The organism is Bacillota bacterium (assembly GCA_036504675.1).
GTDB lineage: Bacteria > Bacillota > Sulfobacillia > JAJYWN01 > JAJZPE01 > DASXUT01.
Window position 1 is genome coordinate 1 of record DASXUT010000062.1, and the last position, 15,478, is coordinate 15,478.

Consider the following 15,478-nt stretch of genomic DNA (forward strand, 5'->3'; position numbering starts at 1 on the left):
TCAACTCGGCCAGGCGGGACTGCCCGGCCGATTCGAAGACGAGCGGGTCGGGCGGGTCGAAGTCCGGCTTCAGCCGCTCGGCCGTGGCCGCCGCCTGGGCCAAGGCCGCCTCGCCCTGGCGAATCTGTTCCAGGCGCGTCGTCAGCCGCACCCGGCGGGAGGCCAGGACCCGGCCTTCCAGTTCGGAGGCGGCCCCGGCCAGGGTAGCCACCTGCGTCTCTCTGGACCGTAGCCGGACCTCCTCGTCCAGGAGGGCCTGGCGCTGACCGCGGGCGGCCTGCAGGAGGGTCTCCAGCCGCTGGACCTCAACCCGCTTCAGAGCCACCGGCTGGGTCGGCGCACGGTCCGTGCCGATCTTGGCCACCTGCTCGGCGAGGACCTTGACGGCCCGTTGGACGGACAGGTCCTCCTGCCCGGCCTGGGCCAGGTTGGCCAGCTTCTCGCCGATCTGGGCGGCCAGCTCGATCTGGTCCGTCCCGAGTTGGGGTAGGCAGCAAGTGGAGGTGAACTCGCCGTCGCCCAGGCCCAGGTGGGTCTCGGCGAAGCGCAGCTCGTGGCGACGGTCCTGACCGAACTTCTTGGTGAGGTCCTTCCCGGTGGCCGCGTCGAAGATTCGCGTGGCCAGAGGTCCGGCGCCGAAATCGCGCTCGACCCGGAAGCGCCCGCCGCCTTTCAACTCGTACTCGAGGGCCCCGCGATAGTCCCCGCCGCCCCAGGGGCGGTAGCGGTCGAGCTCGGGCAGCTTGGCCTCCCGTTGGGCCATCGGCTTCTGGAGACCGTACAGCATCCCCTGGATGAACCGCTGCAGGGTGCTCTTGCCGGCCTCGTTCAGGCCGTGGATGATGTTCAGGCCGTCGCCCAAGGCCAGGTTCAGGTCCTTGAGCCGGCCAAAGCCCTTGACCTCGAGTTTGGTCAACTTCATCCGGCCACCGACCTCCCTTCGAAGGCCGACAGGCCGGCCGTCAGCACGCGCCGCCAGAAGGGCTCACGCTCGGGCTCGGCGACGATCTTGGCGATGACCTCGCGGACAAAGACGGCCCGGGCCGACTCGCCCTTGGCCAAGGCCTCGAGGTCCCAGTCCGGACGGGTCTCATCCTGCCACTCGACGAAGTGGAACGACGGTTTGACCTGCGCCTTCACGGTCCTGAGGTCGAGCTCCAGGGAAGGATCCAGGCGGCCGGTCAGGGTCAGGCGGAAAAGGTCCCTCCGCCGCGCCGCCTCCTCGGCCACCCCGAGCAGACGGGCGGCGGCCTCCTCATCGCTGCGTATTCCGGTCAGGTCGACCGGCTGGGTGACGTGGGCGCGCCGGCCGAGCGGGCGGAACTCGGCCCTGGCCGGACGGCCGTGCTCGCCGTAATCGATCAGGTAGACGCCGTGCTCCCCGGGTTCGCCGAAGTTCAGGCCTTCCGGGCTACCCGGATAGACGACCATGGTCCGGTCGAGACAGGCCGCCCGCCGCCGGTGGTAATGGCCGAGGGCCACGTAGTCGAAGTCGGCTTGGGCCGCCCGCGCCGGGTCGATGGGCTGGAAGAGGGCGACCCCGTCCGGGACCGAGGTCGTCTCCGAACCGTGGATCAAGAGCACCCGGAACAGGGCCGGGTCGTCGATCAAGGCGGCCAGGTCGACCGAGCCGAGGGCGTCTTCGTCCGAGTCATAGCGGTAGGCGCCGAAGCCATGGATGACGAGGCCGAGGTCGGGGCGACCGGCCGTCTCCAGCTGACCCGGCTCACGGCGGCCGAAGATATGGACGTTGCGGGGCCAATCGAGGGTCAGGTAGTACGACTCGGGGACCAGCGGGTCGTGGTTCCCGGGGGCGATGAAGACCGGGGTCGACCCCAGATCGGCCATCAGATCGCGCAGGAAGTTGACGGTCGCCTTGGTCACCCAGCGATGTTCAAAGAGGTCGCCGGCGATGAGGACGGCCGAGACTCGCCCGCGCGAGGCCATCGCCACCGCGTCGGCGAAGGTCTGGCGGACCTCGGCCCGTCTGGCCTTGGCCAGGTCGGGCGGGAGCCCTATCCCGTCGAACCTCGAATCCAGGTGGACGTCACTGAGGTGCAAGAGCTTGGGCAATTTCGAGCCTCCCCGGGCGCCGGCCGTCGGGAACCGGCGCGAAGCGCCTTTGGGCCTGTATTCGCGGCCTCCGGGGTGGTCTCCTTCAAGAAAGTGGGAGGTCCGCCGTCCCGCCCCTGGTCAACCAGAAAGTACCTCGTAAACCGCCACTCCGCGGGGCTCAAGCTATGCGGTGAGGAGGTGAGACGAGAAGTGAGAATGACCGAGATCGAACTGCTCCAGCTCAACGAGGCGATGAAAGGCACGGAAGCCTGCCTCGAGAAGGCCGCCGTGCTGGCCGGCCAGTGCGAGGACCAGGAGGTCCGAAACATGCTCGAGCGGACCCAGCGAATCTACCAGCAGCACTACGACGAGATGGTCCGGCTGGTCAACGAGTCCAACGTAACCGAGGGGTTCACTGCCGAGACTAGGCGGACGGTCACCGGGGCTCACCACCAGAACCCCGGTTACACCACCCCAAGCTGGACCGGGCCGAATTACGGCGAGACCACCGAGCGGAACGAGCGGATGGAAGGCCTCGACCATTTCGGCAACGTCCGCACTTAGGCACCCGCTCTCTCGAAGGGAGGACGAAGCATGACCCATGTGACTGGGCAGTATGGCCCCGGTAGACTGAGCCCGAAAAGCATCGCCACGAGCTTCCTTGAAGGGGCCAAGTTCATGGCCGTCGAGGATACCCGGTCGGCCCTGGAGAGCGCGACACCACAGGTCCGGCGGGCCTTCGCCCGGATGGCCGACGATCAGTTGAGGGTGCACGAGGACTGGTTTGAAGTGATGGAGCGCAAGGGTTGGTACAAGGTCGTGCCGGCCAACAACGAGACCCTGAACATGGTCCGCGCGGAAGCCCGCACGATCGGGGCTTACGGGGGGACCGGTTCGATGGGGGTCATCGGGCGGACCGGCAACTTCCCGTCCAACTGGCCCAACGAAGGTAACCGCTGATCGGCCAAGACTGATCGGGTCCCTCTGGTCCCGCGGGCGGGCAGGAGACCGCGAATCCCCGCCGAAAAGTACAGCGACGGCCGCCCGCCCGGGCCACCGGGGGGCGGCCGTCGTGCTTTCATCCCGCCCTTTTCGGAGGATTCCTTGAAACTTTGCTCTCTGGCCAGTTGCAGCGGTGGCAACGCCTACCTGATCTCCGGACGCGACGGGACCTCGGTCCTGGTCGACTGCGGGTTATCCCTGCGCCGCCTGGAAGCCGGTCTGTTGGCGGCCGGGGTGTGCCCCGACGACCTGGCTGGAGTGTTCATGACCCACGAGCACGCCGACCATGTCCAGGCGCTCCGCTTGCGTCATCCCTTCCCGGCCCGCCACGGTCTGCCGGTCTTTGCCCCACCGGGCTTCTGGGAGGCCTTCCCGGCCCGCGACGGTCTGGACCGGCGGACCATCGGCAGCCGCCGATCGGTCACGGTCGGCGGCCTCACCGTGACCGCCTTTCCAAAGCCCCATGATGCCGCGGAGCCTGTCGGATACCTGGTCGAGGACGGACAGGAAGCGGTCGGCGTGGCCACCGATCTCGGCACCGTCACAAGGGACGTCCTGACCGCCCTCCGCGGCGCCGATCACCTGATCTTTGAGAGCAACCACGACCCGGTCCTCGAGGTCCGTTCAGGACGGCCGGCCTACCTGATTCGTCGGGTCCTCAGCGACCACGGCCATCTCTCCAACCAACAGGCCGGCCAAGCCCTGGCCCTCCTGGCCTCAGCCCGCACGCGGACGATTCTGTTGGCTCATCTCAGTGAGGACTGCAACCTGCCGGAACTGGCCCTCGAGACTGTCTCTGAATGCCTTGCCGGCTCGCCCTTCAGGGGGCTCTTGGCGACCGCGCCGCACCGGCATCCGTCGCCGATCTACTCACGGGACGGCGCCGGGCCCATTCGCGCGGACAACGATCTGACGAGGCGTCACGCCGCCGACCGAGGGTGATCGCCGCGGCCGGCCGGCCGGTAAGAGCGCGGTTTGTAAAGGTTTCTTGGTCTTGTCTACCACGTCTTACATAAAGAACCGCAAGGAAATTCAGGCTCGACGGCCAACTACTATTGGTTGCATGAGCTGGTTGCATGAGCGAGGTGAGTGCATTGAGCGACTTGTCCGAGAACCTCACTGGTGGAAAACCGATCCTGGTCGTCGAGGACGACCACGGCGTGACGATGGGCCTGTCTTATGCCCTGAAACAAGAAGGCTGGAGGGTTGCCGAAGCCCCCAGCCTGGCCGAGGCGAGGAAGCTCTACGCCGCCGAAGAGCCGGCCCTGGCCATCGTCGACATCGGTCTGCCCGACGGCAGCGGCTTCGACCTCGTCCGGGAATGGCGGAAGACGTCGCCTGTGCCGATCCTCTTCCTGACCGCCCGCGACCTCGAGGCCGACAAAGTCCTCGGCCTTGAGATCGGCGGCGACGACTACGTGACCAAGCCCTTCGGCGTCCGCGAGCTGGTCGCCCGCTGCCGGGCCCTGCTCCGGCGGGTCAAGGCCCCGGGGGCCGGGGAGGCCCCGACCTTCCGCACCTTCGACCTCCTGGTCGATATGGACAAGCGAAAGGTGCAAAAGGGTCAGGAGGTCGTCCACCTGACCCACACCGAGTTCGAGATCCTCCGTCACTTGGCCAAGCGGCCGGGCAAGGTCTTCTCCCGCGAGGAGCTGATCCAGTCGATCTGGGACGTCAATTTCTTCGGCGGCGCCAAGACGATCGACGTCCACATCCGCAACCTCCGGCAGAAGCTCGGCGATGGGCCCGACGGCAAGGGCTACGTCGAGACGGTCCGCGGCGCCGGCTACAAGTGGAGGGAGAGCTAGGCGTGCGCCGTTTCAACACCCTGCAATGGCGGATGATCGCGGCCTTCATCCTCGTCGTCGCGGTCATCCTGGCCATTTCGGGGTTCCTCATCAACCGGATCTTCGTCACCTATATGCGTCAGGACCAGGCCAGCCAGTTCGCCGACAAGGTGAAGGTGGTGGCCGACTTTCTGAACTTCTATAACGATGTCTACACGGTCAAAGGCCAGATGCCGGAGCTCGAGGGACTCCTCGGGGTCAAACTGACCCTGGTCACCAACCCGATCCAGCCCGGCCTGCCCGGGCCGCTCGGGTCGAGCATCCAGTTCTACGGCGTCAACAAGACTCCCCTCAGGCCCCACCTCAGCCTGTTCGAGCAGGTTCAGCAGATCCAGCAGATGCAGGCGGTGGTTCCCTTCTTCGGGGACCCGCGCCTCCCCGCCTGGGTCCTGGTGGACCGGAACGAAGACCTGACGACGGCCCGCTCCGACCTCAAGATGGCCCTGCTTGAGTTGAGCGCCCTTGGGCTCCTCGTCTCCACCGTCCTCGCTGCCTGGCTGGGCCGCTCCTTCAGTCGTCCCTTGCGCGAGCTGGCCCTGGCCGCCGAGGACATGGCCGACGGCAACCTCGATCGCTCAGTCCCCGAGAGTGGGGTGGCCGAAGTGCAGACCCTGGCTCGGCGGTTCAACGAGATGAGCGGGCGCCTTCAGGAGAGTTTCCAGACGATCACGACCGAACGGGACCGGCTCAAGGACTTCATTGCCGACATGTCCCACGAGCTCCGGACTCCGCTCACGGCCCTCTCGACCTTCAACCAGTTGCTGCTGGAGGGGGCCGCCGAGGATCCGGCGACCAGGCAGGAATTCCTGGACAACTCGGCTAAACAGATAGAGCGGCTGCGGCGACTGTCCGAGAACCTGCTGCAGCTGTCCAAGCTGGATTCGGGGCTGATCGAGATGCGGCTCGAGCCGGGTGACCTGGTGGAGACGGTCGAGGAATCGGTCGACCGGTTGGCCCCGGCGGCCCGGGCCCGTGGCCTGGAGCTGACGGCCACCCTCCCGTCGGGCCGGGTGGGCGTCGACCATGATGTGTCTTACCTGCAACAGGCCATCGACAATCTGATCGGGAACGCCATCAAGTACACCCCGACGGATGGACTGATCGAGGTCGACCTGGGCGCCGAGGGGACTGAGGCCGTCCTCAGGGTCCGGAACAGCGGCCCCGGGATCGACCCGGCCGACGTGCCGAACCTCTTCCACCGCTTCTTCCGCGGCCGGCTTCAGGCCAAGGAGGAGGGCGGCAGCGGTCTCGGACTGGCCATCGTGGCGGCCGTCGTCGGCGCCCACCGTGGCTCGGTGGCCGTCACCGACCCAGCCAGGGCCGAGTTCACCGTCCGGCTGCCCCTCAGCCGTGGGGCGGCCCAGCCCACCACCCTGGCCCCACCAACCCCGCCGGCCGCGCTTCCCGACGATCTCCCCGGCCCGCCGGATTAAGCTTTATTTACCGCAGGTTTACGTGCTTTGCATGAGCCGCGAGTACAATTTGTAGTGGTGAAGGGGGCAATTGCTAGCCAACCTTCGCCGCTCAGGCCGCGCGGCAGGCGCGGCCCTTTCTTTTCTTTCGGCGTCTCGAGAAGTCTCCTCAAGGGAAGGTGGATGACGTGCGCTTAGACCTCAAGCTCATCACCAGAACGGCGATTCTCCTCGCTCTGACCGTGGCCGCCCAGCTCTTCTCGGGACGGCTGGGCCAGGCCGTTACCGGCCCGCTGGTTAACGGGATGTTGTTCATCTCGGCCTATGCCGTCGGGGCCGTCGGCGGCATCCTCATCGGGGCCATCACCCCATGGGTCGCCCTGGCCTACGGATTGGTCAAGGCCCCGGCCGCGGCGGTCGTCCCGTTCATCATGGTCGGCAATGCCCTCTTGGTCATCGTTTTCGCGGCCTTCCACCGGGTCAGCCGGACCTGGGGACGGTACCCCGGCGTGGCCGTCGCCGCCGTGGTCAAGTTCCTGGCCCTGGCCGGGGCGGTTCGCTATCTCTTGAGCTTGAAACCCGCGGTGGCCGCCGCCTTCGGCGTGCCGCAGCTCTTCACGGCCCTGGGCGGCGGGGTCATCGGCCTGGTGATCATGGCCGCCCTCGACCGCGTCTGGGTTCAACCAACGGCGAAAAAGGTGGACGGCGCCAAGGAATAAGCCCATCCCACGGCGAATCCCCACCCACGGTTCTTTAGCCGACGAAAGGGGACGGATCAGTGGCCCAGAAGCGCCGGCAGTCGCGCCAAGTCGACGGCCTCATCGGGGCCTTGCTCTCACTGAGGGATGCCGATGAGGGCAGCCGTTTTCTCGAAGACCTTTGCACCGGTAGGGAGATGAGGACCCTGGCCAATCGGTGGGAGGCGGCCCAGATGCTCGAGGCCGGCCTTACCTACGAAGCCATCGAGGCCAAGACCGGGATGAGTTCGGCCACGATCAGCCGGATTAGGCGGGCCTTGTCCGAAGGGGCCCAGGGGTATCGCCTTGTCCTCGAGCGGCAGAAGCGCAAGGCGATCGGCCAAGCGAGGTCGGCCGCGCGGAAGAAGGCCGGCCCGAGGCCGGCCAAGGTCGGGAAGCGGGTCGCCCAGAGGGGGAGGCCCTGAGTGGACGGCTGCGCCCTTACCACGCAATGGTTTTGCGGACGTCTCCACAAGTTCCTCGTCGAGACCCGCCCGGTCATCGCCGCCTTCGAGGGAGCGGAAATCGACCAGGCGCCGGTGCCCGGGGTCCGCTCTGTCGGCGACCTGCTTCTCCACCTCGTCCGGAGCATCGCCCATTACGCGAACGGCATCGCCGCCGATCATTGGGCCCCGCTTCCCTACAGCCTGGCCGAATACCGCACGGTCGGGGCCATCATTGACCTCTACGACCGCGTCGGCGAGGCCGCCCGGAAATCCCTGTCGAACCTACCGGACCTTGAATGGAGCCGCATCGTCTCCCCCAATGGGACGGCGAGCACCAAGGCTGAACTGCTGTTCGAGTTGATCGAACATGGCGTTCACCACCGGGGTCAGCTTTATAGCTACGCTCGGTTGCTTGGAGTGGCCCCGCCTCCATTGCCGTACGCCGTCTAGACACACCGTCCAGAATGCGAACAAGCAGGCGCCCGAAGGCGCCTGCTTGTCTTGTCCTATTGGTCCCTCCACGGCGTTCGGTCCCGCCAGGGCTCAGAAGTAGCGGGTCCTGACCAGCCGTCCGCGTCGCCTGAGCTCGGCCGTGACCTGCTCGACCATCTGCTGCTTGAGGGCCAGGCTGGAGGGGATATCGGGGCTCTGATGAGCGGGGTTAATCGCCCGGCCGACCAGGAATTCGATCTCGTCGGCCTGGAGGAGCTCGGTGGTCAGGAGGCTGGCGCCGTCGCGCCGGCCGGCGAAGCGCCGGGCCGGGGCGTCGCGGCGCATGTTGTCCAGGCACTTGGCCATTGTCAGCATGCCTTCGGTGACCAGGTCGACGCCCTCCATCAGGCCCACCGGCGGGACCTCGTCGGAGGGGGAGGCCAGGTCGACATCGATCCTCCGGCCGAGGACGCGGGCCACCATGTTGCCGGTGGTCCCGCCACAGACGACCTTCCGGCCCGCGCTTTCGGTGAGGACGCGGACGACTTCGTCGTCGCGCTCGCGTCGCTCGGGCGGGCCGATAAGGACCGCCAACCGGCGCGGCCGCCGCACCTGGACCACGGCCACGCTGGCGTCATCGCCGGGGGAACCGGCGTAGAGCTTGTTCACCAGGTCGAGGAGCTCGTCGGCCTGGTCCTGGGCCGGGTCACCGTGCCTGGCCATCTTCTCGATATACGCCCCGACTCGGTCCCAACCCCAGCCCAGGTCCCAGATCCCGCCGACCCCGGCGTGCAGGACACCGTCGGAGGCGAGGACCATCCAATCCCCGTCATCGGCGTCGAAATAGGCCTCGTGGATGACGCGACCGCCGATCTCCCGCTGAATGCGGTCGACCGTCTTGAGTCCCGACTTGCCGCCGAGGTAGGTCGTGGGGTTATCATACTCGGCCAGGTAGACCCGGCCGTCCTGGGAGACCTGAAGGATGGTGAAGGTGCTGTAGGCCAGGTGCCGGACCTTGCACACGGGCAAGGTCTCGGCCAAGGCTTCGATCACGTCGTCCAGGCGGCCGCCCTTCTCGAGCATCTTCCCGGCCATGGTCGCCGTCAACCGCGAGAGGATGTTGGCCTTGACCCCGCTGCCGAGGCCGTCCGAGAGAATGACGATGGTCGAGCCGGCGGTCTTGGAGACGTAGACGCTGTCCCCGCAAAGCTCCTCGCCGTGCTTGGGTTTTTGACTGACTCCCAGATCCAAGTGCAGTCGCATCTTAACCAAGACCTCTTCCCGAATGGCCATTGCTAATCAGCGGACTGGGAGGGGCCGGAGGGCTTCTCGCCTTGTCCGCTGTCCCCCTGATTCTCGATGAGCTTGATCAACTCGGTCAGGAGGACCTTCGTCTCCGCGGTGGTCTCGCCGAGGAGACCGGCGATCTCTTGAGCCACCTTCATCTGCCGGCTGATCACTTCCTGGGCCCGGGTCACCGTCTCCATTTTCATCCGTTGGACCTGGTCGGACCGGCGCAGCTCTTCGGACAGGTCGGCCAGTATGCCGATGGCGACGTTCTGCTTGTCGACATAGAAGATGGTCTCGAAGGTGTGCAGCTCGTACTGGGGGTAGACGTTGGAGGTCCGGACCGTCTCGTGTTCGGCCATCGCCCGGGCGAAGTTGACCGGGTCGAACAGCTTGGCCAGACGCTTGCCGATCATGTGTTCCCGCTGGCAGCGAAACATCTTCTCGGCAGCGGCATTCATCTCGATCACCCGAAGCTCGCTGTCGACGGCGACTACGCCGTTGGGCGAGGCCGAGATGATCAGGTTGGACATCGACTCAGCCTTACGGCGCATGTAGGGGATGCACATCTCGACCTCAGCCCAACCGCGGAAGACGGCCACCGCCTTCTCCCGGCAAGATTGGTAGCCGCAGGCGCCGCAGTTCAGCTCATCCTCCGGCGTATGCTTGCCGGTCTGGGCGAGGATGGCCTTGATCTGGGCTTCGGTCGGTTCGGGCAGTTCCGCCCGCCGGTTCACGTGTCCGGTGTGGAGAGCGGCCGCGGGCAACGTCCGCAGACCGTGGCCGTTGCGCCGGTTCCGGCCGTTTACGGGGGCCTGGTCGGCCGCGGCCGCCTGGATCCGCCGGATCAACCGCTCGCGGCGGACGAAGGGATCGTCGCCCCCCGGCGTCCCGGGGCCGGATAGGCAACCGCCCGGACAGGCCAGCATCTCGATGAGGTGCGGGTCCTCAACCCGCCGCCCCTTCCTGAGGAGGTTCTGGAGGAACTCGACACAGGTCTCGAGGCCCGTCATGACGAGGACTTCCGAGGCCGTGTGGTCGGTGGAGAAGCCCGCCGTCTTCAATAGGCCGCCGTCGATCGGGAAGTAGCGGCCCAACCTGGGTTCCTCGCCGTCGAAGCTGCCCTCGGCCAGCCCGGCCAGATCGATGTGGTTCTCGGCCAACCAGGCCAGGAGTTCCTCGAAGGTCAGGACGGCATCGACGGTTTCCCCGCCGGTCTCGTCGGCTTCCCGCTTCTTGGCGAAGCAGGGACCGATGAAGACGACCTTGGTTCGCGGCTCGCGGTACTTGAGCAGGCGGGCGTGAGCGATCATCGGGGAGACCACCGGGGCGAGGTAGGAGAGGAGTTCGGGGTAGTGCCGTTCGATCAGGTTGACCACGACCGGGCAGGCGCTGGAGATCATCGGAGTGGCCTGCCGCCCCAACTCCCGCTGGGCCTCCTCATGGAGGCGGCGGTGCTCGGCGGCCACCAGCTCAGCCCCGACGGCCGTTTCCTGGACGTATTCGAAGCCCAGGAGGCGCAGAGCGGCCGCGACCTGGCCGGGCCTGGCGGCCGGCAGGACGGCCCAGAACGAAGGGGCCAGGCTGGCCGCGACCGGGTCGCCGCCGCGGAGGAGGGCCCTCACCCCGGCCAGGTCACTGCGAACGTGCTTGGCCCGCTGCGGGCAGACGATGACACAGCGTCCATCGAGGATGCACCGCTCGATGAGGACCTGGGCGTGGGCCTCCTTGGCCGTCGGCCCAGAGAGGACCTCAATCGCCTTGACCGGGCACGAGCGAACACACCGGTAACAGTCCCGGCACTGGGCCTGGTCGGTTGAGATTATCGGCATGGCCTACCCCTCCGTGCTGCCCGCCCCGGTCACTTCGAAGCGACTCAGGACGTGCTCTTCGAACAGACGTTGGACGTCCCCGGGATAGGTCTCCCGGTAGACGGTGTCATCGATCTTCACCGATACCCCCTGGGTGCAATGGTCGAGACAAAAACAACCCTTGAGGTGCACCGAGGCGTTCACCCGGTACTCGGCGATCAGCCTCTGGAACTCAGCGATGACCTTGGACGAGCCCCTAAGGAAGCACGAACTGCCAACGCAGACCTCGATGCAGATCACGCTATCACCTCTCGCGCCCCGCCGACCGGTCCCCCTGCCGTTCGTCGCGGCAGGGGGCCGGCTTCATTCGGGCGCCGTTTGGCTATCCGGCCCGATCAGGAACGGGCCAGGGCCACGGGGGCGATCTTCTCTTCGAAGACCTTCTCGGCCGTCGCCGGGGTGACCCCAGTAATGACCTTCCCATCGACCTTGACCGAAACCCCTTGGTCGCAGTGCTCGAGGCAGAAGGTGGCCTTCAGACGGACCCGGCCGCCGAGGTCCTTCTGCTCGATCAAGCGGGTGAAAGCCTGGAGGACGTCATAGGACCCTCTGAGGTAGCAGCCGGTACCCACGCAGACCGAGACCTCCAGGGCCTCGGCGGCGGGCTCGGCATAGAGGCCGATGGCCTCGCCGAGGATCCGCCGCCGCGGGGCATAGGCGGTGTGGAGAGCCCCGTGGCAGACGTGGCTGTTGGGCTGCTCCAACCACTCGCGGTAGAGCTCTTGGATGAACGGGTTCTCGCGGGGGTTGCGCAACGGCAGCTTACGGTCGATGGCATAGAGCCCGTCCCCGCGTTCGGCCCGGTGCGAACGGCCGGCCGGGGGCTGGCCGCCGCCGCCGATGCATCCGGTCGGGCAGGCCATCACCTCGATCACGTCGTACTTGGCTTCGCCGCTCTTGACCGCGGCGATGACCTTGGCCGCCGCGCCCAGGCCGTTGACCACGCACAGGCGGAGATTCAGGTCGCCCAGGGCGACCTCGGCCTCGCGCCATTCCTTGAGCCCGCGAACCTCATGGAAATCGACCCGCGGCGGCGCCTTCGCCCCGTCGCCGAAAACCACCGACCAGGCCGTGCGGAGGACCGCTTCGGCCACCCCGCCGGTGGCCCCGAAGATGACCCCGGCCCCGCTGACCAGCCCGAAGGGGTTGTCCATGGCTTCGGAGGCGAGGTTCTCGAAGAGGACGCCGGCTTCCTTGATCAGCCGGGCCGCTTCGACCGTGGTCAGGACGGCATCCACGTCGGGCGAACCGTCGGTGGTGAACTCGGGCCGCTTGGCCTCGAACTTCTTGGCCGTGCAGGGCATGATCGACACCGAGTAGATCTTGGCGGAGGCGACGCCGAGCTTCTTCGCGTAGAACTTCTTGAGCAGGGAGCCGAACATCTGCTGCGGCGACCGGCAGGTCGACAGGTTACCCAGGAGGTCGGGGTGATATTGCTCGGCGTACTTGACCCAGCCCGGGCAGCAGGAGGTGAAGAGGGGGAGCCGGGTCTCCTTACCGGCAGCGGCCGCCTGGAGCCGGCCGACGAACTCCATCGTCTCCTCGACGGCGGTCAGGTCGGCGGTGAAGACGGTGTCAAAAACTTTGGCGAAGCCGACCCGGCGAAGGGCGGCGGCGATCTTACCGGTAACGTCCTCGCCCGAGCCAAGGCCGAATTCCTCGCCCAGAGCGACGCGGACGGCCGGGGCGATTTGGACGACGACGAACTTCTCCGGGTCGTGGATGGCCTTCCAGACCTTCGCCAGTTCGGACCGGACGGTCAGGGCGCCGGTCGGGCAGACCTGGACGCATTGGCCGCAGTTGACGCAGTCCACCTCGTCGAGATCCTTGCCGAAGGCCGGCGCGACGGTAGTCCTCGGACCCCGGTAGGCGAAGTCGATGGCCCCGATCCCCTGGACTTCGCGGCAGACCCGGACACAGTCCCCGCACAGGACGCAACGGTTGGGGTTGCGGACCACGGACGGGCTGGAGAGATCGATCGGCTCGACCTCGTCGGCGCCGATCCCGTTGGCCCCGCCGAAGCGCGGCGTCCGCACACCGAGCTTGAAGGCCAGGGCCTGGAGCTTGCAGTCGCCGTTCTTGTCGCAGGCGGTGCAATCGCGGTGGTGGGCCGCCAGCATCAGCTCGAGGTAGAGCCGGCGGAGGCGGTGGGTCCGCTCGGTGTTGGTGTAGACGACCATGCCGTCGCGCGGGGCGGTCGAGCACGAGGCGACCAGCCCCATCCCCTCGATTTCAACGAGGCACAGCCGGCAAGCGCCGTGGACGCTGAGTTCCGAGTGATAGCAGAAGGAAGGGATCTCGATTCCGGCCGTGCGAGCCAGCTCGAGGAGATTGCGTTCCGTGCCGATGGCGACCGACTGGCCGTCGATGACCACCCGGCCGGCCGCTTCGGAAGGAGAAGCCATGGTTCGAAGCCTCCTTGGGATGACGGTTGAGATGTTGGTTTGGAGTGTTCAGGCCGAAGAGGCCTCTAGACTACTTCGATGGCGCCGAACTTGCACTTCTCCTGGCAGGTCCCGCACTTCGTGCAGAGCTCTGAGTCGATCGTGTAGGGCTTCTTGAGTTCGCCGGTGATCGCCCCGGCCGGGCAGTTCCGGGCGCACACCGCGCAGCCCTTGCACTTCTCGGCGATGACCTGGTAACGCTTGAGGCCCTTGCAAACCCCGGCCGGGCAGCGGCGCTCAAGGACGTGGGCTTCATACTCCCCGCGGAAGTAGCGCATCGTCGTCAGGACAGCGTTGGGCGCGGTCTTGCCGAGGCCGCAGAGGGCTCCCTCCTTGACCCCGACGGCCAGTTCCTGCAGGAGGTCGAGGTCCTCGGGGGTGCCGCGACCGTCGGTGATCCTGGTCAGGATGGCCTGCATTCGCTTGGTCCCTTCGCGGCATGGGACGCACTTGCCGCAGGACTCGTTCTGAACGAAGGTCATGAAATAGCGGGCCGTCTCGACCATGCAGGTGTCCTCGTCCATGACGACGAGACCGCCGGAACCGACCATGGCCCCGGCCGAACTCAGCGACTCATAGTCCAAGGGCAGGTCGAGGTGCTGTTCGGTGAGGCAGCCGCCGGACGGCCCGCCGATCTGGACGGCCTTGAACTTCCTGCCCGGGTTGCGCATCCCGCCGGCGATGCCGAAGAGGACATCGCGCAGCCTGATCCCCATCGGGACCTCGATCAGCCCGGTCCGGGCGACCTGGCCGGCGACGGCGAAGGTCTTCGTCCCGGGGCTCTTGGCCGTGCCCACCGAAGCGAACCAGGCCCCGCCGCGCCTCAGGATGCTGGGCACGTTGGCGTAGGTCTCGACGTTGTTGAGGAGGGTCGGCTTGCCGAACAGACCGGCGATGGCCGGGAACGGCGGCCGGGGCCGAGGCATCCCTCGGCGCCCTTCGATCGAGGCCAGGAGGGCGGTTTCCTCGCCGCAGACGAAAGCCCCGGCGCCTTCCTTCAGGTTGATGTCGAAGGAGAACTTATGGCCGAGGATGTTCCGGCCAAGGAGGCCGGCCTGGCGGGCCTGGTCGATGGCCCGGCGGAGGCGCTTGACGGCCAGCGGATATTCGGCCCGGCAATAGATGTAGCCCTCGTCGGCGCCGACGGCATAACCGGCGATCATCATCCCCTCGATGACCCGATGCGGGTCGCCCTCCATGACGCTGCGGTCCATGAAAGCGCCGGGGTCGCCCTCGTCGCCGTTGCAGACGACGTACTTCTTCTCGCCCTTGGCCTGCTGGGTAAAGAGCCACTTCTTGCCGGTCGGGAAACCGCCGCCCCCACGGCCCCGCAGCCCGGACGCGGTGATCTCCGCGACGACCTGCTCCGGGGTCATGTCGTTGAGGACCTTGGCGATGGCCCGATAACCTTCGAAGGCGATATACTCAGCCAGCTCTTCCGAGTCGATCAGGCCGCAGTTCTCCAGGGCGACCTTGCGCTGACCCGCGTAGAACGGCATCTCTTTCTCAGTCGGGCAGACCTTGCCGGTCGCCGGGTCCTTCCAGAGTAACCGTTCGATCGGGGCTCCGCCGTCCAGGGCGGCCTTGACGATGTCCCTAGCGTCTTCCGGCTTGACGTGGGTGTAGAAGGTCCCGCCCGGCTCGATCTTGACCAGCGGGCCGGCCTGACAGTACCCATGGCAGCCAGCCTTGATCAGGCCGGCCTTGCCGTCCTTGACCGGCTTTCCGGGATGGTCGCCATCGCGGTCGTCCAGGACGACCACTTCGGCCAGGGCTTCGCGGCCGGCAATGGCTTCATTGAGGGCTTCAAAGACCCTGTCGGCGCCCATGGCCATGCAGGCCGTCTCCATGCAGACCAGGAACCGGACCTTTTGAGCGTCCACGGCCGCCCGGGCGGCGGCCCGGCGAGCTTCGAGGTCTTCCGCGTCACGGATTGGGCGGACGG

Annotated in this window: 15 protein-coding genes; 8 read left to right on the forward strand and 7 right to left on the reverse strand. The window is 67.0% G+C overall.

Translation table 11 applies throughout. From position 1 onward, the window contains the following. Together VGL40_04585 and VGL40_04590 are read right to left on the reverse strand one after the other, a co-directional pair. Nucleotides 1–922 (reverse strand): AAA family ATPase (locus VGL40_04585; GenBank protein HEY3314543.1); only part of this gene is annotated, 922 nt, incomplete at its 3' end. Continuing rightward, nucleotides 919–2,073, reverse strand: coding sequence for an exonuclease SbcCD subunit D (locus VGL40_04590; protein HEY3314544.1), 1,155 nt, complete (start codon nucleotides 2,071–2,073; stop codon nucleotides 919–921). The genes VGL40_04585 and VGL40_04590, both read right to left, overlap by 4 nt. A 192-nt stretch (nucleotides 2,074–2,265) precedes the next feature. Here VGL40_04590 and VGL40_04595 point away from each other — a divergent pair, with 192 nt between their 5' ends. The 8 genes from VGL40_04595 (at nucleotide 2,266) to VGL40_04630 (ending at nucleotide 7,949) form a co-directional block, all read left to right on the forward strand. Next, nucleotides 2,266–2,619: a hypothetical protein gene (locus VGL40_04595; protein HEY3314545.1), complete on the forward strand. Its 354-nt coding sequence runs from the start codon at nucleotides 2,266–2,268 to the stop codon at nucleotides 2,617–2,619. Nucleotides 2,620–2,649: 30 nt separating this feature from the next. Then, nucleotides 2,650–3,015, forward strand: coding sequence for a spore coat protein (locus VGL40_04600; protein HEY3314546.1), 366 nt, complete (start codon nucleotides 2,650–2,652; stop codon nucleotides 3,013–3,015). A 144-nt stretch (nucleotides 3,016–3,159) separates the two neighbouring features. Next, a complete protein-coding gene (locus VGL40_04605) occupies nucleotides 3,160–3,999 on the forward strand; it encodes an MBL fold metallo-hydrolase (protein HEY3314547.1) in 840 nt (279 codons plus the stop codon). 152 nt (nucleotides 4,000–4,151) lie between these two features. Further along, nucleotides 4,152–4,865 (forward strand): response regulator transcription factor, encoded by a 714-nt coding sequence (locus VGL40_04610; protein HEY3314548.1) that lies wholly within the window; start codon nucleotides 4,152–4,154, stop codon nucleotides 4,863–4,865. A 2-nt stretch (nucleotides 4,866–4,867) separates the two neighbouring features. Beyond that, nucleotides 4,868–6,337 carry a HAMP domain-containing sensor histidine kinase gene (locus tag VGL40_04615; protein HEY3314549.1) on the forward strand — a complete coding sequence of 490 codons (1,470 nt, stop codon included), beginning with the start codon at nucleotides 4,868–4,870 and terminating at the stop codon, nucleotides 6,335–6,337. 167 nt (nucleotides 6,338–6,504) lie between these two features. Then, the gene (locus VGL40_04620; GenBank protein HEY3314550.1) at nucleotides 6,505–7,035 is read left to right on the forward strand and encodes an ECF transporter S component; all 531 of its coding nucleotides are present in this window, start codon (nucleotides 6,505–6,507) and stop codon (nucleotides 7,033–7,035) included. Between the two features lie 59 nt (nucleotides 7,036–7,094). Continuing rightward, complete coding sequence (locus VGL40_04625; protein ID HEY3314551.1) at nucleotides 7,095–7,478, forward strand: YerC/YecD family TrpR-related protein; 384 nt, start codon at nucleotides 7,095–7,097, stop codon at nucleotides 7,476–7,478. After that, nucleotides 7,479–7,949 (forward strand): DinB family protein, encoded by a 471-nt coding sequence (locus VGL40_04630; protein ID HEY3314552.1) that lies wholly within the window; start codon nucleotides 7,479–7,481, stop codon nucleotides 7,947–7,949. It begins immediately after the preceding gene. 93 nt (nucleotides 7,950–8,042) lie between these two features. Here the strand turns inward: VGL40_04630 and VGL40_04635 are convergent, their stop codons facing one another. The 5 genes from VGL40_04635 to nuoF all read right to left on the reverse strand — a co-directional run bounded on the left by VGL40_04635 (nucleotide 8,043) and on the right by nuoF (nucleotide 15,467). Further along, a complete protein-coding gene (locus tag VGL40_04635) occupies nucleotides 8,043–9,194 on the reverse strand; it encodes a SpoIIE family protein phosphatase (GenBank protein HEY3314553.1) in 1,152 nt (383 codons plus the stop codon). Nucleotides 9,195–9,226: 32 nt separating this feature from the next. Continuing rightward, a complete protein-coding gene (locus VGL40_04640; protein ID HEY3314554.1) occupies nucleotides 9,227–11,050 on the reverse strand; it encodes a [Fe-Fe] hydrogenase large subunit C-terminal domain-containing protein in 1,824 nt (607 codons plus the stop codon). Between the two features lie 3 nt (nucleotides 11,051–11,053). Further along, nucleotides 11,054–11,329, reverse strand: coding sequence for a (2Fe-2S) ferredoxin domain-containing protein (locus tag VGL40_04645; GenBank protein ID HEY3314555.1), 276 nt, complete (start codon nucleotides 11,327–11,329; stop codon nucleotides 11,054–11,056). Nucleotides 11,330–11,424: 95 nt separating this feature from the next. After that, nucleotides 11,425–13,494 carry a [FeFe] hydrogenase, group A gene (locus tag VGL40_04650; protein ID HEY3314556.1) on the reverse strand — a complete coding sequence of 690 codons (2,070 nt, stop codon included), beginning with the start codon at nucleotides 13,492–13,494 and terminating at the stop codon, nucleotides 11,425–11,427. Between the two features lie 65 nt (nucleotides 13,495–13,559). After that, nucleotides 13,560–15,467: an NADH-quinone oxidoreductase subunit NuoF gene (gene nuoF, locus VGL40_04655; protein ID HEY3314557.1), complete on the reverse strand. Its 1,908-nt coding sequence runs from the start codon at nucleotides 15,465–15,467 to the stop codon at nucleotides 13,560–13,562. Between the last annotated feature and the right edge of the window lie 11 nt (nucleotides 15,468–15,478).